Genomic DNA, 16,250 nt, shown 5'->3' with positions numbered 1-16,250 from the left:
ACTCACTCCATTAAAATCTTTTCTACTTCTTCACGCGAGGAAGCCTTTACTAACTTCTCAAAATCTCCTTCGTTCAAAATCTTAACACCAAGCTGCTGAGCTTTTGTAAGTTTGCTGCCAGGGTCCTGACCTACAACCACAGCTGTTGTCTTTTTAGAAACACTTTCTGTCACTTTTGCACCAAGATTTTCTAAAATCTCTTTTGCCTCATTTCTGCTATACTTTGACAAAGCCCCTGTCAAAACAAATGTGTAGCCTTTTAAAATATCTGATTTTGCTTTCTTTTCAGAAACTGTATTTACACCAGCTGCTTTTAGCCTTTCTATTAGGTGTCTTGTCTGATCCTGCCTGAAAAATGTCACAACGCTTTTTGCCATCTTTTCACCAAAGTCAGGAAGACTTAAAAGCTGCTCTTCTGTTATAGTAAAAAGGTCATCTATAGACGATATATGCTCAGCAAGAGTTTTTGCAGCTTTTTGACCAATATGCCTTATCCCAAGCGCATATATTAGCCTGTCTAATGGTCTGTTTTTAGATGCCTGTATAGCTTTCAACAAATTATTTGTTGACTTTACTCCAAAACGCTCCAAGTTAACTAAATCTTCAAATTTTAAATAGTAAATATCAGCAGGAGTCTTTATAAGACCTTTTTCAAATAAGGTTTTTACAACCATTTCGCCCATGCCGGCGATGTCCATTGCATCGCGCGAAACAAAGTGCAAAATTAACCTGTAGCTTTTAGCAGGGCATTCAACACCTGTGCACCTGTAAGCAACCTCATCCTCAAATTTTATAACATCTGCTCCGCAAACAGGACATTTCTTTGGCATCTCAAAAATTCTTTCTTGACCTGTTCGTTTTGAAAACACAACCTCAACAACCTCAGGAATAATCTCTGCAGCTTTTTGCACTATTACTGTGTCGCCAATTCTTATTTCTTTTTGCCTTATATAATCCATGTTATGAAGAGTTGCCCTTGAAACAACAGAACCTGAAATTCTTACAGGCTCCAAAATTGCCGTTGGTGTTAGAATACCTGTGCGCCCCACATTGACTTCAATATCCAAAAGCTTTGTCTCCTTTTTCTCGGGCGGAAATTTGTAGGCAACAGCCCATCTGGGCGACTTTGCAGTCTCCCCCGCAACATCTCTCAGTCTTAGCTGATTCAGTTTCACAACAGCACCGTCTATCTCAAAAGGAAGCAAGTCCCTTTTTTCTTCAATCTTCTTTATAGCTTCAAATGCTTCTTTAATATCCCTGCAAATAACGTAGTCAGGTGAAACTTTAAAACCCAGATGCTTTAAAAACTCAAGCGCCTCTGCATGTGTTTCAAGCTCTTTTTCACACCACTGGACATTGAACACAAATATATCAAGCTTTCTTTGGGCTGTTATTCTTGGGTCAAGCTGACGAAGCGACCCTGCCGCTGCATTTCGTGGATTTGCAAAAAGAGGCTCTTCATTCTCTTCCCTTTCCTGGTTGAGCTTTATAAACTCATCCTTGGGCATGAACACCTCTCCACGAACAACAATGGAGATATCTTCTTTTAACTTTAGCGGAATAGACCTTATTGTCTTTAAGTTTTCTGTGACATCCTCACCTACATTGCCATCTCCACGGGTTGAACCTCTGACAAAAAGCCCATTTTCATACTCAAGCGCAACAGAAAGCCCGTCAATCTTGTATTCAACAACATAGTCAAAATTAGATGTACCAAGAAGTTCCTTTAGTCTTCTGTCAAAATCGTAAAGTTCCCCTTCATTGAACACATTAGAAAGCGAAAGAAGCGGTACACGATGTACAACCTCTTTAAAACCTTCTTTTACCTTCCCACCAACCCTTTGTGTAGGAGAATCTGGAAATACATATTCAGGGTACTGTTTTTCAAGCTCAACAAGCTCACGATATAACATATCATATTCATAGTCGCTGATCTCTGGATTATCTTCAACATAGTATTTATAATCATGATAATTGATAAGATCAACAAGTTCTCTTATTCTCTTTTTTATAAACTCGCTCATATGCCTTTTTCACCCTCTATGTTTATAATTTTAAAATTTGAGTTTAGTAAATGTTTGTATAACTGGTATTGATTTTGGATTTATATATTTTTAGATCATCTTTTTTCTTAAATTCTTCTAAAAGGCTGTAAACGATATCTACAAAAACCTTCTCGCTCTCATAATGTCCAAGCTCTATTATGCTCATCGATAGCGACTTTGCCAGCAAAATCCCGTGGTGACCAACCTCGCCTGTGATAAGACAGTCTGCACCTTTGAAATATGCATCCTTTATAAGGTCCTTACCAGAACCACTGACAATGGCTATCTTTTTAAAAGCATCCTTTTGAATACTTGCCTTTACGAAATCAAGGTTTAGTTTTTGTTTTAACTCTAAGATAAGATCTTTTGCCAAAATTTTCTTTTCTCCAATAACTCCTAAACATTCATATGATATTTCATTTTCAAGCCGGTATATGTCATATGCAACTTCTTCATAAGGATGAGCTTTTAACATCGATTTTATTACATTTTTGAGCTTATCTTCAGGCACTATGCTCTCAAGTCTTACCTCTTTAACCTTTTCAAGCCTCCCCACCTGTCCTAAAAAAGGTTTTGCACCTTCTTGAGGCTTGAAACTACCTTCACCTTCGACTGCAAAAAAGCAGTGGCTGTATTTCCCAACAAAGCCCGCTCCCTCATTTGCCATTGCCTCTAACACATTTTGAACATAGTCTACTGGTACATACACAACAACTTTAAAATACCCACTTTTTTGTTTGATGCTCAAACCCTCAATGTTTTCAAGACCTATAAGATTTGCAAGCCAGTGGTTTATACCATGTTTCGAGACATCGGCACTGGTGTGAGCAGAATATATATTTATGCCGTTTTTGATAGCATCTATGATAATCCTTCCTTCTGGTGTGTCATCTTTTATGTTTTTGATTCCCTGAAAAATAAGGGGATGATGAGAAATTATAAGCTTTGCTCCAAGCAAGATAGCTTCTTTTAAAACATCCTCTGTCACATCTAAACATATCAAAACTGAATCTACTTTGTCTGAATAACTCCCAACCTGAAGACCGCAGTTGTCCCATTCATATGAGAGTTTTTTGGGAAAATATGTCTCTATAAACGAAATTATTTCTTGAATGCTTACCACTTTTTCAATTCCTCCTCTATCATAGTTAAAACCTTTTCTTCATATGAGGTATCTAAAAAACTTCTCTTTTTCATCCCCATGATTTTCTGCATCTTTTCTTTCATTTTCAAAAGAAGTTCATAACTTTCTTCTGTTCTGTCATGAATATGTCTTCCAATATAAATATCTTTATCTGAAAAAGATATTTTTTTTTGTAAATAACTTGATTTTATAATAATATAAAACCTGTTTTTGTCCTTTATAACCTTTTCTATTGATATATCAAACCCATTTTCAAACAGCCACCTTCTTAAAAGCTCAACATCTTTCATTGGCTGCAATACCAAGGTGGTATTAAATATTCTGTCTTTTGCCTTAGATAAAATACTACAGATGTTTTCTGAACCCATCCCTGCAATAACAGCTTCATCAACTTCTTCTTCAATTGGATCAAATCCATTGCCAAGCAAAAACTCTATTTTATCATCTACATTTTCTTTTTTAGAAAGCTCTTTTGCTTTCAATAGAGGCTGAAAATTGATGTCAACTGCAAAGACTTTATTTGCAATTTTTCTTTTAATGGCTTCTACCGCAACATACCCGTGGTCACATCCGATATCAGCAAGAGTATTGCATCTATCCAAAAGATTTATGATTCCTTCAATTCGCTTTGAAATCACTAAAACCTTTCTCCCAAAAATCTATATTTTTTTCTAATATCAATTATAATTTTTGTCAATAATAATATCAAACACTTTAATTAAGCAGGATAAAAGAAATGAAAAAGCCAAGTGATATTGAAAGAATAACTGAAACACTGCAAAATTACTTAAATCTTAGCAAGGAAGATAATCAAAACAATTTCAAAACAACCATAGAAAATCAAAATATGCCAATTCTAAAAAAATTAGAAGAAAAAAAGAGGTTGTGAGAAACTTACACAACCTCTTTATTCTTTTCTTCGCTTTTAACGAGATCTTCGATGAAAAGCCGTGCTAAGAGGTAACAAATGGTAGATTCTGCACCCTGGTTCTGGTTAATGCCATCCTCTTCTATACCGTCTCTACATCCCCCTGTTTTTTCATCATACAGAGGTTTTTTGTGAATATTTTCACCTAAAAACCACTTGAAAGCTTTTAAAGCTTTTTCTTTGTATTCTTTTTCTTCAGTGATTTTATAAGCCTCAGTATAGGCTATCACACAGTCACATGCATCAATTGGTTGCTCATCAAAATAAGGACGTTCTTTTCCTTTTTCATACCATCCTCTGTTCCCTATAACTCTTAGAATTCCATTTTCAAATAAAATACCAGACAAGAAATCAAGAGCTTCTTTTGCAGCCTTTAAATACTTTTCTTTTTCTGTAACAGCAAAAGCTCTAAACAAAGCATAGGGAATTATTGCATTGGCATATGTGAGCTTGTCAGAAAACCATTTCCAGTTCTCATCTGAGTGTTTGCGGTAAAAGTTTAAAAGTTTTTCAGAAAGAGCTTCCAAGTACATTTTTGCTTCGCTTGAAAACTCTTTTATGTCGTGCAACATTGAAAGTGCAACTACTGAATATGCGATACTAATAGGATAGCTGAGGTGCAAAACATTTCTGAGTGAACGCTTTAACATCACATACGCAAGCTCTTTAATAGAACTATCAAGTATCTCAGAGCTGTAAACATACGAAAGAGCAATCAAAGACCTTGCAAAACAGTCTTCCGTCCCTTTTTCGTCAATGAATACTCTTGAATAATTCATAAAGTTTCTAAAAAATCCATCCTCGGTATAAGCATTGTATAAAAATGCCATGTATCTGTAAACAAGGTCAAGGTATGATTTGTCACCAGTCTTTTCATAGAGCCTCAAAGCTACAATCAGCGCTCTTGCATTATCATCTGTTGTATATCCTTCTTTGTAGTTTGGGACTGAGAATTTAGCGTGCTGCAAAATTCCTGTTGAGTCTGTCATTCTAAAAAGATGTTTTGTATTTAAAGAAGGAAGGGCAAGCCTTTTTGTTCCTCTTTTCATGCTATCACCCCTACCTTCTTGTTTATTTCAACAACATCATAGAATATATCTATCATTCTCTTTGCAACATTGTGCCAGTACATCTCTTTGCCAATCTCCAATGTCTTTCTTTCGATCTCTTTTCTGAGATTCTCATCTTTCAGAAGCATCAGTATTCCATCTGCAATAGACTGAGCATCTTCAAACTCTACAAGAACACCTCTGCCATCCGAAAGCATCTCCTGAGCGTAAGTGTAAGGTGTCGAAACTATAGCCTTGCCAGAACCAATCGCATATGCAAGCGTACCTGATACTGCCTGCTCCCTCCCTATGTAAGGAGTCAGGTAAATGTCGCTCAGGCGTAAATATTCCATTATTTCTATTTTTGTTAAATATCTGTCAACAAACTGGACGTTGTTTTCTAACTTTAATTCTTTTACTATATTTATAAGTTTTTCTCTATACTCTTCACCTTTTATTCTTTTGATATTCGGGTGCGTTTGACCCAAAATCAGATACACAGACTCTGGAAATTCCTTTCTTACCTTGTTCATTGCTTCAATTGCATACTCTAAACCCTTGCCAGGACTAATAAGTCCAAACGTGGATATTACTTTTCTACCTTTTAACCCATACTTTTCTTTCAAAGTTTCTTTGTCATCAAGTTCCATATATGGTACACCGTGGTGAACAATTTCAATCTTTTCTTCTTCTATGTCATACACTTCCATAAGAACATCCTTGGTGGTTTTAGCCATTGTAACGACCTTGGAACTCAGATCTGCCAGTTTTTTCAGTATTTCAAATTGTTTTGCAGTTGGATTTTTCAAAACTGTGTGGAATGTTGTAATGATTGGTTTTTTGATAAGCTTCACAAATGGGATTATATAATCTCCATCCTCCCCACCAAATATTCCGTATTCATGCTCAATTATCACAACATCAATATCTGACATATTAATAAGATTCGCTGCTTTTACATAACCTGAAAATTTATCTTGATTAATGTCATATAGTACTCTATTGTCATAAATATGCTTGTCTTTGCTCAGAGCTATTATATAACAACGTCTTACATCATTATATTTTTCAATTGCATTTACCAAATCCTGTGTAAAAGTGGCAATACCACATTCTCTTGGAGGATATGTGCTTACAAATACTGGCTTTATAGCCATTTAAACCCCTCCTTTTCAAAAACTATTTATTTTGTGGCTAAAATTATTTTTCCCACTGCCACTTTTACTTATACCTTACCATCAAAACCACTGGAAAACTACAAACGACATGAGACTTGAGTTTATACCCTGATTTGTTTTACTTTGACCTTCCTTGATTTTCATTATACCTATTTGTGAATACTTGTCAATTATTAAAAGTGTTTATTTTAGACAATTTAAGGCTAAATTTTTTGATTATTTTTAATTTTCTCGGGATAAATTTATTATATCTTTAATTTTCTCTTAAAATCTTATGTTTACTATAGTAACATTTTACAAAAAATTATTTTTAAAAAATGTTGACAAAATAAAAAATGAGGGTATAATAAATAAGTAATAGGGGTATATGGTATGGGGAGGGTTATAAAGGTGGATGAACTGAGCAAAGAAAAAGAAAATCTTTTGCTGAGACTCAGAAAGATTGAAGGACAGATTAAGGGTATTCAGAAGATGATTGAGAATGACAAGTCTTGCAACGATGTTTTGACACAGATTGCAGCTGTAAAAGCTGCGCTAAATAAAGTTGGGGCGATTATACTTGAAAAGTATTCAAAGTCATGCATTGCTGAGTACAAAAATACTGAAAATGAAAAAAGTATTGATGAGTTGATTGAAACCTTATTAAGGTTTATCAAATAAATAAAAGTGGGTATATATAAAAATTGAAAGGAGATGTGATAAAAATGGCAGATAACATTGTAACTTTAACAAGTGAAAACTTCGAAAGAGAGGTCTTGCAATCAGACATTCCCGTTGTTGTTGATTTCTGGGCAGCGTGGTGTGGCCCGTGTAGAATGGTTGCACCTGTTATAGAAGAGCTTGCTCAGGAATATGCAGGAAAAGTAAAATTTGCAAAACTCAATGTAGACGACTATGGCGACATAGCATATGCATTCAGGATCATGAGTATTCCAACAATAATGCTCTTCAAAAATGGCAAGGCAGTTGACAAGATTATCGGTGCAAGACCTAAGAGTGACTTTGTAAACTTTATAAACAGAAATCTCTAATGCTTCTAAAACTAACTTGAAAAGGCGGCAGGGATAAAACTGCCGCCTTTTTGCGTATATTTTAGAAAATCTCAGTACACCAATGTCACCTCTGCCTTTATCTCAATTGTGCCAGGCTGAATTTGGGTTGATGCTGAAGAAGCCAAAGCTTCTGCCTTGTAGTAGACTATAGGAGGAGTGTTCACATAGCTATTTTCAGTAACAGATTTTGGCTTGCTAAGACTTATACCAAGTCCTTTTGCAATTGTTGCTGCTTTTTGCTTTGCATTCTCAAGTGCTTTTGAGAGTGCCTGGTTGTAGTAAGACGATGAGTTCGAAATATCAAATGTTAGGCTACTAAATGTATTTACGCCATTTTTGAATGCAGTATCAATTGTCTTACCAACAATAGAAAGATTTCTTACAGTTACGGTCAAATCAGTTGATGCATAAAAGCCTACTATCTTTGAAGTACCGTCATCTTTGTTGTAAGAATATTTTGGATAAACATTTACTCTAAGTGTCTTTATATCCTTTGGGTCAATTCCAAGCTTTTTTATTGCATCAATGGTTTTGCTAATCTTTGCTGCAGTTTGAGAGTATGCAGCATCTGCACTGATATTTTCACTCAAAACCCCAAATGTCAAAATGGCCACGTCAGGTTCTACATAAACCGATGCCTGTCCTTTCACAGTAATTTCTGTTTTTGACTGATCAGTTCCAGAAGAGGCATCCACCTTTGGTGCAAAAAATACCAAAAAAGTTGCCAAAAGCAGCAAGATTGCTAAACTCACAGATCCAACTTTTTTGTTTTTCATTTTCAACTAAATTCCCTCCTAAAAACAACTTCTTTTTGTTTTTTTATTCTACTTTATATAACGCCTAACTTCCATAAATGTTGTGACCTTTACAAATTATTATCCAAAAAGTTTTTTGAACTGCATTGGTGTTATTCCCTCTAATTTTTTGAACATATAGCAGAAATAACTTGGATTTCTAAATCCAACTTCATAACAAACTTCTTTTATTTGAATCAGCGGGTTTTTTATCAAAAGTTCCTTTGCTTTCTGAATTCTAATTCTTATTAAGTATTCATAGGGTGTTGTTTGAAAAGTTTTCTTAAAAATTGAGCAAAGATGCTGTGGCGAAAGACCAATCAATTTGGAAAGCTCTTCAAGAGTAATATTCTTGGCAAAATTCTCTTCGACATATCTTAGGATTGGAAGTAGCTTTAAATAATTACTCTCAAAATTTCTTTCAATCTTGTTCTGGAGATTCAATACCATGTGAAGGATAAAGCTATAAATAAGCTGAGAACATTCAATTGAAACAATATAATTGTAATATGATGCTTTATTCGAAATAGCTTCTAAAATGCCTTCCAAATACTGCTTGCTTGAGAGTTTAAATATTTCAAAAGGTTTTATTCCCATGGTTTTTAATATCATCTCACAAGCAGGGCCATTGAAAGTAAGCCACACTGTTGACCACTCAGAAGATATCGCATAATATTCGTGGGGAACACCTGGCCACAAGAAAAATGCCACAGACTCATCAACAATGTACTCCTTCCCATCCACAATTAAAACTCCTCTACCTTGCGCGGTGTGAAGATAATGAAAATCCGGATGCCCATTCTTTCGAACAATATGCTCTTGAGACTGGTTAAAGCCCACGCTTTTAAGATAAATAGGAAGCTCTTTTTCCAAAGAAGTGTTGACTATAAAGCAAGTTTTCATAATGCTGTCTTTCCCCTTTTAAAAGTCTCAAAGCTTGTTTTTCAAAATCTGTAAAATGATATTATATTGAATAATCTTTTAGCCTAGTGCAACAAATATAGAACCTGCGGCAATTAGCAGCACTCCAATTGCTGTGTAAAATGAAACTTTCTCGCCAAGAAAAATGGTAGCAAGTACAATTGCAAACACAACCGAAAGCCTGTCGATTGGCGCAACCTGCTGAACCTTGCCATTTTTGAGAGCCAAAAAATAGAAAAGCCATGATAGAGCTCCTGCAACCCCGCTTAATACAATAAACAAAATAGCTTTTTTGTCAGCCAAAACATCTGAAACTTTGTTCAGTCTTCCTTGAAATGCAACTACAATAATTAAAAAAGCAGCCATAATCACAGCTCTTATAGCTGTTGCAACATTTGTATCAATGCCTTTTAGACCAATCTTCCCAAATATTGCAACAAGAGATGCAAACAGAGCTGATAATAAGCCGAATATTAGCCACAAATAGTTCATTTCAACATACCTCCAAATCAACCCGATGTATAGCTAATTACATTTTAGTCAATAATCAAAATGATAGCAATTAAAATTTTTAAAAAGAGGGAGAGGTACTTAAGGTCAAATGAAAGGGTCAATTGATATTTTGTCTCAGATTTCACAGCTCAAAGAGGTTGACTATAAAAACACCTTGATGATAACCTCGCTAATTGAAGTTTTGGTTGACAAAGGAATTATTGCACGAAAAGAAGTATTTGAAAAATCTATATTTTTGGACAGACTTATAGAAAGCGAAGCACAAAGGAGAATTGAAAAGAGCACATAAATGTTGTGCTCTTTTTCAATTTTTGTGGTATTATTTATATATATCGCACTTTTTTAGAAAGGGGAATGAAGGCTTGAAAGGGACTGTTGTTTTAACCTGGCTTGAAACAATTGGTAATATATGGGGAGATGATGTTAAAAAGTATGCAAAGCAAGGTATGGGGCTTGACGAATCGGTAATAATTTCACCAACAGACGATATTGACGATGAGCTTGTTCACAAGATGATTGAAAAAGCATGTGAAAAGGCAAATATTACACCATCTAATATGTGGAGAGAAATTGGCAAAAATAATATAAGAACCTTTAGTAAATGGTTTCCTTCATATTTCCAAAGGCTTTCATTAAAAGGTTTTTTGGAATACATGGACGATGTCCACAGCCAGCTTACTCGAATGATAAAAGGTGCAAAACCACCCAGAATTATCTTTGAAGAAATCTCTCCAAACGAAGCATACATAACATATGTGTCCAAAAGAGGATTTTATGATTATTTTCTTGGTCTTCTTGAAGGAAGTGCTGAATTTTTCAATGAAAAACTTGACTTTGAAGAACTCGAAAAGTTCAAAGATGAAGAAGGGTTTTATCATCTAAAGATTAGAATTAAATTTGAAAAGACAAATAGAAAGGTTAAAAAAGCTTATTTTAATATAATAGCAGGCTTAGGCTTTATAAAATCTTTGGAGTTTAAAATTTCTATATTTTCAACTATTGCTGTTATAGTTTTAAGCTTTATATTCGACCCAAATAAAACTGAATATGCCAATCATCTTCTTATGGCAGGTTTAACTTTCATTACTACGTTCATTGCAGCATTTTTCATCTTAAGACCACTAAAGCCTATTTATGACGAGCTGAAGTCACTCAAGAATCTGGATTTTAGCGGCTCACTCGTTATAAAGACAAATGACAAATTAGAAAACTTTGCAAAAATGTTAGCAACCACAAAATCTTCTGTTAAAAAAGATTTGCTTTTGCTCAAAGGTGGAAGTGACGAGATATATAACTTTTCTAAAAACATTAAAGAAATTGCTGATAAGATGAAAAATCTTTCAGATTCGGTTGCTGGAATTGTTAATGATGTTGCTCAAGGTGCTGTCCATCAGGCTGAAGAAATCGAAAAGGCTGTAACAACTTTGAATGAAAATATTGAAAATCTCAAACAAATTGTATCTCAACAAACTCAAACAAAAGATATTTTGACTGAGGTGAATAAAATACTTAACAATTCTGGAAAGGACATAAGTGAAGCTGCTGAGGATATAAATAGAATAAGCACCGAGTTTTCTGAGATAGTTCAAAAAGGAACTAAACTTTCTGAAGAAGCAAACGAAGTTATGAAGATAACATCAACAGTCGCAGAGATTTCAAACCAGATAAATATGCTTGCGCTCAATGCATCAATCGAAGCTGCGAGGGCTGGAAATGTTGGTGTTGGATTTGCAGTTGTAGCAGATGAGATAAGAAAACTTGCAGATAGCACAATGTCATTTGCTAAGACAATTAACAAAAATCTCAAAAACTTTGTTGATGAAATTGAATCTCTTTCAACTACCCTCACCCAACAGTTTGAAAAACTCACAAAGAGTGAATCAACTTTAAATGATGTGGTGAATAATAATAACCAAAACATTGAAAGAATATCAAATGTAGTTGAGACTTTAATTTCGCAAATTGAATCTCTATCACAAGAAGCAGAAAGAATTGCAAGTGTATTTGAAACAATTACATCTCTTTCGGCAATATCACAAGAAAATTCTGCATCAGCTCAGCAGATGGCAGCTTCAATCTCTATGTATGCAGAGAGCATAAAAGAACTTTTGAACAAGGTTGCTGACCTTGAAAATCTTTCAAATGTGTTTAAAGAAGAGCTTTCAAAATACCGATTATAAAAATAAAGAGGAGGGTTTTGAAAATGTGCAAAACTTTTATAGCTGCAATTTTGGTGGACAACAGATTGCATGATGCACCAAAACTTCAGGAAATTTTAACAAAACATGGCTGTCTAATCAAAACAAGACTTGGTATTCATGAGGCAGGCGACAGTTGTTCAAATCAGGGGCTTATCATCTTGCACATGCAAGCAACAGAGGATGACATAAAGGCATTTGAAAACGATGTGAAACAGCTTGATCATGTGAAACTTCAGTATATGAATCTTGAATGCTAAAGGCTTTTAAAAATAAAGTAGCTTGAGGGGATTTTGTTATGGCAATTTATAACGTTCAGGATTTAATTGTTCAAAAATTTTCCCAGATAGTGCAAAGAATATCAAGCAAAACTAACCTGCCCCAAAATTTTAAATATATATTTGCGCAAAACTTCGAAAGTGTTGTTCATGCAACTAATACAGAAAGCAATATAGTATTCTCAAGCATACAGTCGAAAACTGTAGATACCATTTTTAACCAACGGCTTGGTAGCTATAACTTACAAAGCTCAAGCTATTCTTATATGCCTACAGCTAACAACAGGTTCAATCTTAGGAAAGATGACATAATTTCAATTGCAACACAAAAAGCAAAACAATATGGTGTTTTGCCAAGCTTAGTCTTAAGCGTAATTGAAGCAGAATCAGGTTTTCGTCAAGATGCAGTCTCTAAGGCTGGCGCAATTGGTCTTATGCAGCTTATGCCCCAAACAGCAAAATCTCTTGGTGTAAATCCATATGATCCTATTGAAAACTTAGATGGTGGTATAAGATACTTGAAAGAAAAAATTGAAGAATTTGGCGGAAATATTGAGCTTGCGCTGGCAGCTTACAATGCAGGTCCAGCAAATGTTTTAAAGTTTGGTGGAATACCACCATTTGATGAGACTATAAACTACGTTCAAAGGGTGCTTTTGCTTTCTAAAAAATACAGAGAATATGATGATGTATAATCTCCCTCTTCAGTTGCACACATTAATAGAAAGAGGGGGAGATTAAAAATGGTTAGAACAAGAAAGCTGTATAATCGCCCAAGAAATAGATACAACATGATCAAGGCAAAAAAGAATATGTTGTGTATGCTTGGTTCTTATCTTACAGGGTTTTTTAAGGGTATAATGATTGGAATGATAATCGGGAAAAAACTCAGAAAAGATTAAAAGGTTTTTCAAAAATTCTTAGCGCCACCTTGTAAAATGGCTCAAAATAAAGTGGGGTGGCGTTTTTATTTTGCGCAATTCTAAATTGATTTTTGACACAAAGTATTCTATACTGTTTATTTGTAAAAAACAAAAGATTTTCATAGGAGGCAAAAAAGAAAAATGCGACTTGGTATTGTTGGACTTCCAAATATAGGCAAAAGTACTCTCTTTAACGCAATAACAAAAGCGGGTGCAGAAGCTGCCAACTACCCATTTTGTACAATTGAACCCAACGTGGGAGTTGTTGCAGTACCTGATGAAAGACTTGATGTACTTGCCAGAATATACAATCCTGAAAAGGTAACACCTGCTTTTATTGAATTTGTTGACATTGCAGGACTTGTAAAAGGTGCAAGCAAAGGTGAAGGCCTTGGTAATAAGTTTTTATCTCATATAAGAGAGGTTGACGCAATTGTTCATGTTGTTCGCTGTTTTGACGACACTGATATAGTTCATGTGGAAGGAAGTGTAAACCCAAGAAGAGACATTGAAACAATCAATTTAGAGCTGATATTTGCTGACATGGAAGTGCTGGAAAGAAGGCTTGATAAGACAAGAAAACTTGCAAAAAATAACAAAGAAGCAGCACATGAGCTTGAAATCATGGAAAAGATTTATTCTACATTGGAAAGTGGCAAAATGGCAAGAACGCTCAAATTCGATGATGAAGACGATTTGAAGTTTGTAAATTCGTTGAACCTTCTTACATTCAAACCTACAATTTATGCAGCTAACATCTCTGAAAAGGATATTGGAAAAGAAAATGAATATGTAAAAGTAGTGAAGGAAATTGCAGCAGAAGAAGGTTCAGAAGTAATTGTCATTTGCGCTAAAATTGAAGAGGAAATTGCTGCGCTGCCAGATGAAGAAAAGAAAGAATTCTTAAAAGAACTTGGCATTGAAAAATCGGGACTTGACAATCTAATCCAGGCAGGATACAAGCTTTTGGGGCTGATTTCATTTTTGACAGCAGGAGAAAAAGAAGTAAGAGCATGGACAATCAAAAAAGGAACAAAAGCACCTCAGGCAGCTGGCAAAATCCACAGTGATTTTGAAAAAGGATTTATAAGAGCTGAAGTTGTTCCGTTTGAAGTGCTGGTAGAATGTGGTGGTTTTGCCCAGGCAAAAGAAAAAGGACTTGTCAGAACAGAAGGAAAAGATTATGTCATGCAAGATGGTGATGTGGTTATATTCAGGTTCAATGTATAAAGATATTGTATATTGCAAGAAGGGGGCTATCCAATGTATTTTTAGGATTGCCCCTTTCTCATCTTTTTTATTATTCAGTTAACTTTTTAATATCTTCAAATTCAAGTTTGATTTTTTTAATATCTTCATAAGAACTTATCTTTAATCTCAGCTCGGGATTATCCTGAATTCTCTTCTCCTGTCTTTCCATCTCTATCCTTTGCATTTTTACAAATCTAATGCCAATAGTAGATGTCCACCGAAAGATTGCAGATACTACATCATCAAAGTTTTGAGCTTTTGTTATAACCCCAATCTTGTAAGCAGGCCGACCTTTTTTCATGAAAATTGGAGTAAAATAGACATCCAAAGCACCGCTTTGCATTATCTTCTCAAGTGCAAGCGAAAGATGTTCACCTGTCATATCATCAACGTTTGCAAATATTTCAAAATAATCGCCATCAAAATTCAGTTTTTTTTTTCCAACTATAGCTCTCACAACATTGGGAATAGGAAGATCTTTTGTCCCTGCACCATACCCAATCTTTTCGATGGTCATATTCGGCATTTGGGAAAATGAGCTTGCAACTGCTGCTGCAATCCCAATGCCTGTTGGGGTTATGAGCTCAGATTCGATATCCTTTGTGGAAAGTGGAACACCATTTTGTCTTGCAATCTCTAAAACAGCTGGTGCTGGTACAGGAATAATGCCGTGCATGGATTTTGTAAAACCTCTGCCGTCACAAAGAGGCGAAAAGATTATTCTTTCAGGCTTTAAATAATCTATACAAAGAGAAAATGCAACAATATCCACTATTGAATCATCTGCCCCAACCTCGTGAAAAGAAATATCATCTGGATTCATACCATGAACCTTTGCCTCTGCCAAAGCAATTTTTTCAAAAATTTTGACCGACATTTCTTTTACGTCCTCTGGCAAAGAGCTTTCTATAAGCATCTTTTTTATATCTTTAAAAGTTCTGTGATGGTGAATACTATTGCCGTTATGTTCATGGTCATGGTCATGTGAATGAGTATTTACTATAAACCTTTTTGCTTTAATACCATTTACAAATTTCTCCTCGACCGAAAGATTAACGTTAAGCTTTAAAATTGAGATATTTGACTTTATATATTCAAAATCAACTCCGCAGTCAATCAGCGATGCAACAAGCATATCACCTGCAAGGCCTGAGATTGCATCAAAATAGAGAATCATAAAAAATTTCCTCCTCTTTTTCTTCCTTCTTTACAAGTTCTGATTTGCAAGCGAATTTATCATATGGGCAACAACGGCTGCACCAAATCCATTGTCAATGTTGACAACACAAACACCGTTTGCACAGGAGTTTAGCATGGTAAGTAGAGCTGAGAGGCCTTTAAAATTTGCACCATATCCAATAGATGTTGGAACAGCAATAACAGGTTTTGAAACAAGCCCAGCAACAACTGATGCAAGTGCACCTTCCATACCAGCAACTGCAACCACTGCATTGGCGGACTGAATTTCATCAAGATGCGCAAACAATCTGTGGATTCCTGCAACACCAACATCGTACATTCTCTTTACATTGTTTCCTAAAATCTCTAAAACTATAGCTGCTTCTTCCGCCACTTTCAAATCAGCAGTTCCAGCAGACACAACTGCAACGTGTCCTTTTGGATTTTTGATAATCTCAACCCTTTTTGCACAGATAATCCTACCTGTATCATAATATATCACATCATCTTTAAGATGTTCTCTTAAGTACTCATACTGTTCTCTGCTTGCCCTTGTGCCAATAATGTTTACTTCTCCTCTTTCAATCATCCTCTCAAAAATCTTTAAAACTTGATCCTTTGTTTTCCCCTCGCAAAAGATTACCTCAGACATGCCCTGTCTGAGCTTGCGGTGATGGTCAATCTTTGCAAAGTCAATGTCTTCAAACGGCATTTTTGCAAAAATCTTCATCGCTTCGTCAACCGAAATTTTGCCCTCTCTAACATCTTCAAGTATTTTTCTTACATCCATTTTCTAC

At 35.2% G+C, this 16,250-nt stretch carries 19 protein-coding genes; 9 read left to right on the top strand and 10 right to left on the bottom strand.

Annotation, left to right across the window (positions count from 1 at the left end):
- Positions 1-2: 2 nt before the first annotated feature.
- Genes ligA through CaldiYA01_RS04560 form a run of 3 tightly spaced genes read right to left on the bottom strand, consistent with a single transcriptional unit; the run spans position 3 to position 3,827 of the window.
- Complete coding sequence (gene ligA, locus CaldiYA01_RS04570) at positions 3-2,024, bottom strand: NAD-dependent DNA ligase LigA (RefSeq protein ID WP_207181921.1); 2,022 nt, start codon at positions 2,022-2,024, stop codon at positions 3-5.
- 43 nt (positions 2,025-2,067) lie between these two features.
- Positions 2,068-3,168 carry a Nif3-like dinuclear metal center hexameric protein gene (locus CaldiYA01_RS04565; protein ID WP_207181919.1) on the bottom strand — a complete coding sequence of 367 codons (1,101 nt, stop codon included), beginning with the start codon at positions 3,166-3,168 and terminating at the stop codon, positions 2,068-2,070.
- Positions 3,162-3,827 carry a tRNA (adenine(22)-N(1))-methyltransferase gene (locus CaldiYA01_RS04560; RefSeq protein WP_207181914.1) on the bottom strand — a complete coding sequence of 222 codons (666 nt, stop codon included), beginning with the start codon at positions 3,825-3,827 and terminating at the stop codon, positions 3,162-3,164. Before CaldiYA01_RS04560 ends, CaldiYA01_RS04565 begins: the two co-directional genes overlap by 7 nt.
- A 98-nt stretch (positions 3,828-3,925) precedes the next feature.
- Between CaldiYA01_RS04560 and CaldiYA01_RS04555 the strand changes: the two genes are divergently transcribed.
- A complete protein-coding gene (locus tag CaldiYA01_RS04555) occupies positions 3,926-4,078 on the top strand; it encodes a hypothetical protein (RefSeq protein WP_207181912.1) in 153 nt (50 codons plus the stop codon).
- Between the two features lie 5 nt (positions 4,079-4,083).
- On the opposite strand, the gene CaldiYA01_RS04550 is transcribed toward CaldiYA01_RS04555, so the two are convergent.
- Positions 4,084-5,166 carry a D-glucuronyl C5-epimerase family protein gene (locus CaldiYA01_RS04550; RefSeq protein ID WP_207181910.1) on the bottom strand — a complete coding sequence of 361 codons (1,083 nt, stop codon included), beginning with the start codon at positions 5,164-5,166 and terminating at the stop codon, positions 4,084-4,086.
- On the bottom strand, positions 5,163-6,323 hold the full coding sequence (locus tag CaldiYA01_RS04545; RefSeq protein ID WP_207181908.1) for a glycosyltransferase family 4 protein: 1,161 nt from the start codon (positions 6,321-6,323) through the stop codon (positions 5,163-5,165). Before CaldiYA01_RS04545 ends, CaldiYA01_RS04550 begins: the two co-directional genes overlap by 4 nt.
- Positions 6,324-6,734: 411 nt before the next feature.
- On the opposite strand from CaldiYA01_RS04545, the gene CaldiYA01_RS04540 reads away from it, so the two are divergent.
- A complete protein-coding gene (locus CaldiYA01_RS04540; RefSeq protein ID WP_013290262.1) occupies positions 6,735-7,004 on the top strand; it encodes a metal-sensitive transcriptional regulator in 270 nt (89 codons plus the stop codon).
- Positions 7,005-7,048: 44 nt separating this feature from the next.
- Positions 7,049-7,375, top strand: a complete 327-nt coding sequence (gene trxA / locus CaldiYA01_RS04535) for a thioredoxin (protein WP_013290261.1) — start codon at positions 7,049-7,051, stop codon at positions 7,373-7,375.
- 71 nt (positions 7,376-7,446) lie between these two features.
- Here the strand turns inward: trxA and CaldiYA01_RS04530 are convergent, their stop codons facing one another.
- From CaldiYA01_RS04530 to CaldiYA01_RS04520, 3 genes are all read right to left on the bottom strand, one after another.
- Complete coding sequence (locus tag CaldiYA01_RS04530) at positions 7,447-8,172, bottom strand: SIMPL domain-containing protein (RefSeq protein WP_207181906.1); 726 nt, start codon at positions 8,170-8,172, stop codon at positions 7,447-7,449.
- A gap of 99 nt (positions 8,173-8,271) precedes the next feature.
- The gene (locus CaldiYA01_RS04525; RefSeq protein ID WP_207181901.1) at positions 8,272-9,093 is read right to left on the bottom strand and encodes an AraC family transcriptional regulator; all 822 of its coding nucleotides are present in this window, start codon (positions 9,091-9,093) and stop codon (positions 8,272-8,274) included.
- Between the two features lie 78 nt (positions 9,094-9,171).
- Positions 9,172-9,603: an EamA family transporter gene (locus CaldiYA01_RS04520; RefSeq protein WP_207181900.1), complete on the bottom strand. Its 432-nt coding sequence runs from the start codon at positions 9,601-9,603 to the stop codon at positions 9,172-9,174.
- A gap of 109 nt (positions 9,604-9,712) precedes the next feature.
- Between CaldiYA01_RS04520 and CaldiYA01_RS04515 the strand changes: the two genes are divergently transcribed.
- From CaldiYA01_RS04515 to ychF, 6 genes are all read left to right on the top strand, one after another.
- The gene (locus CaldiYA01_RS04515; protein WP_013403025.1) at positions 9,713-9,913 is read left to right on the top strand and encodes a hypothetical protein; all 201 of its coding nucleotides are present in this window, start codon (positions 9,713-9,715) and stop codon (positions 9,911-9,913) included.
- 73 nt (positions 9,914-9,986) lie between these two features.
- A complete protein-coding gene (locus CaldiYA01_RS04510) occupies positions 9,987-11,804 on the top strand; it encodes a heme NO-binding domain-containing protein (protein ID WP_207181898.1) in 1,818 nt (605 codons plus the stop codon).
- A gap of 23 nt (positions 11,805-11,827) precedes the next feature.
- A complete protein-coding gene (locus tag CaldiYA01_RS04505) occupies positions 11,828-12,082 on the top strand; it encodes a hypothetical protein (RefSeq protein ID WP_207181890.1) in 255 nt (84 codons plus the stop codon).
- Between the two features lie 38 nt (positions 12,083-12,120).
- A complete protein-coding gene (locus tag CaldiYA01_RS04500; RefSeq protein WP_207181888.1) occupies positions 12,121-12,795 on the top strand; it encodes a lytic transglycosylase domain-containing protein in 675 nt (224 codons plus the stop codon).
- A 48-nt stretch (positions 12,796-12,843) separates the two neighbouring features.
- The gene (locus tag CaldiYA01_RS04495) at positions 12,844-13,002 is read left to right on the top strand and encodes a hypothetical protein (protein WP_207181887.1); all 159 of its coding nucleotides are present in this window, start codon (positions 12,844-12,846) and stop codon (positions 13,000-13,002) included.
- 162 nt (positions 13,003-13,164) lie between these two features.
- A complete protein-coding gene (gene ychF / locus CaldiYA01_RS04490) occupies positions 13,165-14,253 on the top strand; it encodes a redox-regulated ATPase YchF (RefSeq protein WP_207181886.1) in 1,089 nt (362 codons plus the stop codon).
- A 70-nt stretch (positions 14,254-14,323) separates the two neighbouring features.
- Here the strand turns inward: ychF and larC are convergent, their stop codons facing one another.
- Together larC and larB are read right to left on the bottom strand one after the other, a co-directional pair.
- The gene (larC, locus tag CaldiYA01_RS04485; protein WP_207181885.1) at positions 14,324-15,451 is read right to left on the bottom strand and encodes a nickel pincer cofactor biosynthesis protein LarC; all 1,128 of its coding nucleotides are present in this window, start codon (positions 15,449-15,451) and stop codon (positions 14,324-14,326) included.
- A gap of 30 nt (positions 15,452-15,481) precedes the next feature.
- On the bottom strand, positions 15,482-16,243 hold the full coding sequence (gene larB / locus CaldiYA01_RS04480; RefSeq protein WP_207181881.1) for a nickel pincer cofactor biosynthesis protein LarB: 762 nt from the start codon (positions 16,241-16,243) through the stop codon (positions 15,482-15,484).
- Between the last annotated feature and the right edge of the window lie 7 nt (positions 16,244-16,250).

The sequence above is a fragment of the Caldicellulosiruptor diazotrophicus genome (genome assembly GCF_017347585.1).
Taxonomy (GTDB): Bacteria; Bacillota; Thermoanaerobacteria; order Caldicellulosiruptorales; family Caldicellulosiruptoraceae; genus Caldicellulosiruptor; species Caldicellulosiruptor diazotrophicus.
Note: the sequence above shows the minus strand (reverse complement) of the source record. Positions and strands in the feature narration are given on the sequence as shown.

Coding starts and splice junctions, on each gene's coding strand:
- ligA (WP_207181921.1), bottom strand. CDS start 2,024: ATGAGCGAGTTTATAAAAAAGAGAATAAGAGAACTTGTTGATCTTATC.
- CaldiYA01_RS04555 (WP_207181912.1), top strand. CDS start 3,926: ATGAAAAAGCCAAGTGATATTGAAAGAATAACTGAAACACTGCAAAAT.
- CaldiYA01_RS04550 (WP_207181910.1), bottom strand. CDS start 5,166: ATGAAAAGAGGAACAAAAAGGCTTGCCCTTCCTTCTTTAAATACAAAA.
- CaldiYA01_RS04545 (WP_207181908.1), bottom strand. CDS start 6,323: ATGGCTATAAAGCCAGTATTTGTAAGCACATATCCTCCAAGAGAATGT.
- trxA (WP_013290261.1), top strand. CDS start 7,049: ATGGCAGATAACATTGTAACTTTAACAAGTGAAAACTTCGAAAGAGAG.
- CaldiYA01_RS04530 (WP_207181906.1), bottom strand. CDS start 8,172: ATGAAAAACAAAAAAGTTGGATCTGTGAGTTTAGCAATCTTGCTGCTT.
- CaldiYA01_RS04525 (WP_207181901.1), bottom strand. CDS start 9,093: ATGAAAACTTGCTTTATAGTCAACACTTCTTTGGAAAAAGAGCTTCCT.
- CaldiYA01_RS04520 (WP_207181900.1), bottom strand. CDS start 9,603: ATGAACTATTTGTGGCTAATATTCGGCTTATTATCAGCTCTGTTTGCA.
- CaldiYA01_RS04515 (WP_013403025.1), top strand. CDS start 9,713: ATGAAAGGGTCAATTGATATTTTGTCTCAGATTTCACAGCTCAAAGAG.
- CaldiYA01_RS04505 (WP_207181890.1), top strand. CDS start 11,828: ATGTGCAAAACTTTTATAGCTGCAATTTTGGTGGACAACAGATTGCAT.
- CaldiYA01_RS04500 (WP_207181888.1), top strand. CDS start 12,121: ATGGCAATTTATAACGTTCAGGATTTAATTGTTCAAAAATTTTCCCAG.
- CaldiYA01_RS04495 (WP_207181887.1), top strand. CDS start 12,844: ATGGTTAGAACAAGAAAGCTGTATAATCGCCCAAGAAATAGATACAAC.
- ychF (WP_207181886.1), top strand. CDS start 13,165: ATGCGACTTGGTATTGTTGGACTTCCAAATATAGGCAAAAGTACTCTC.
- larC (WP_207181885.1), bottom strand. CDS start 15,451: ATGATTCTCTATTTTGATGCAATCTCAGGCCTTGCAGGTGATATGCTT.
- larB (WP_207181881.1), bottom strand. CDS start 16,243: ATGGATGTAAGAAAAATACTTGAAGATGTTAGAGAGGGCAAAATTTCG.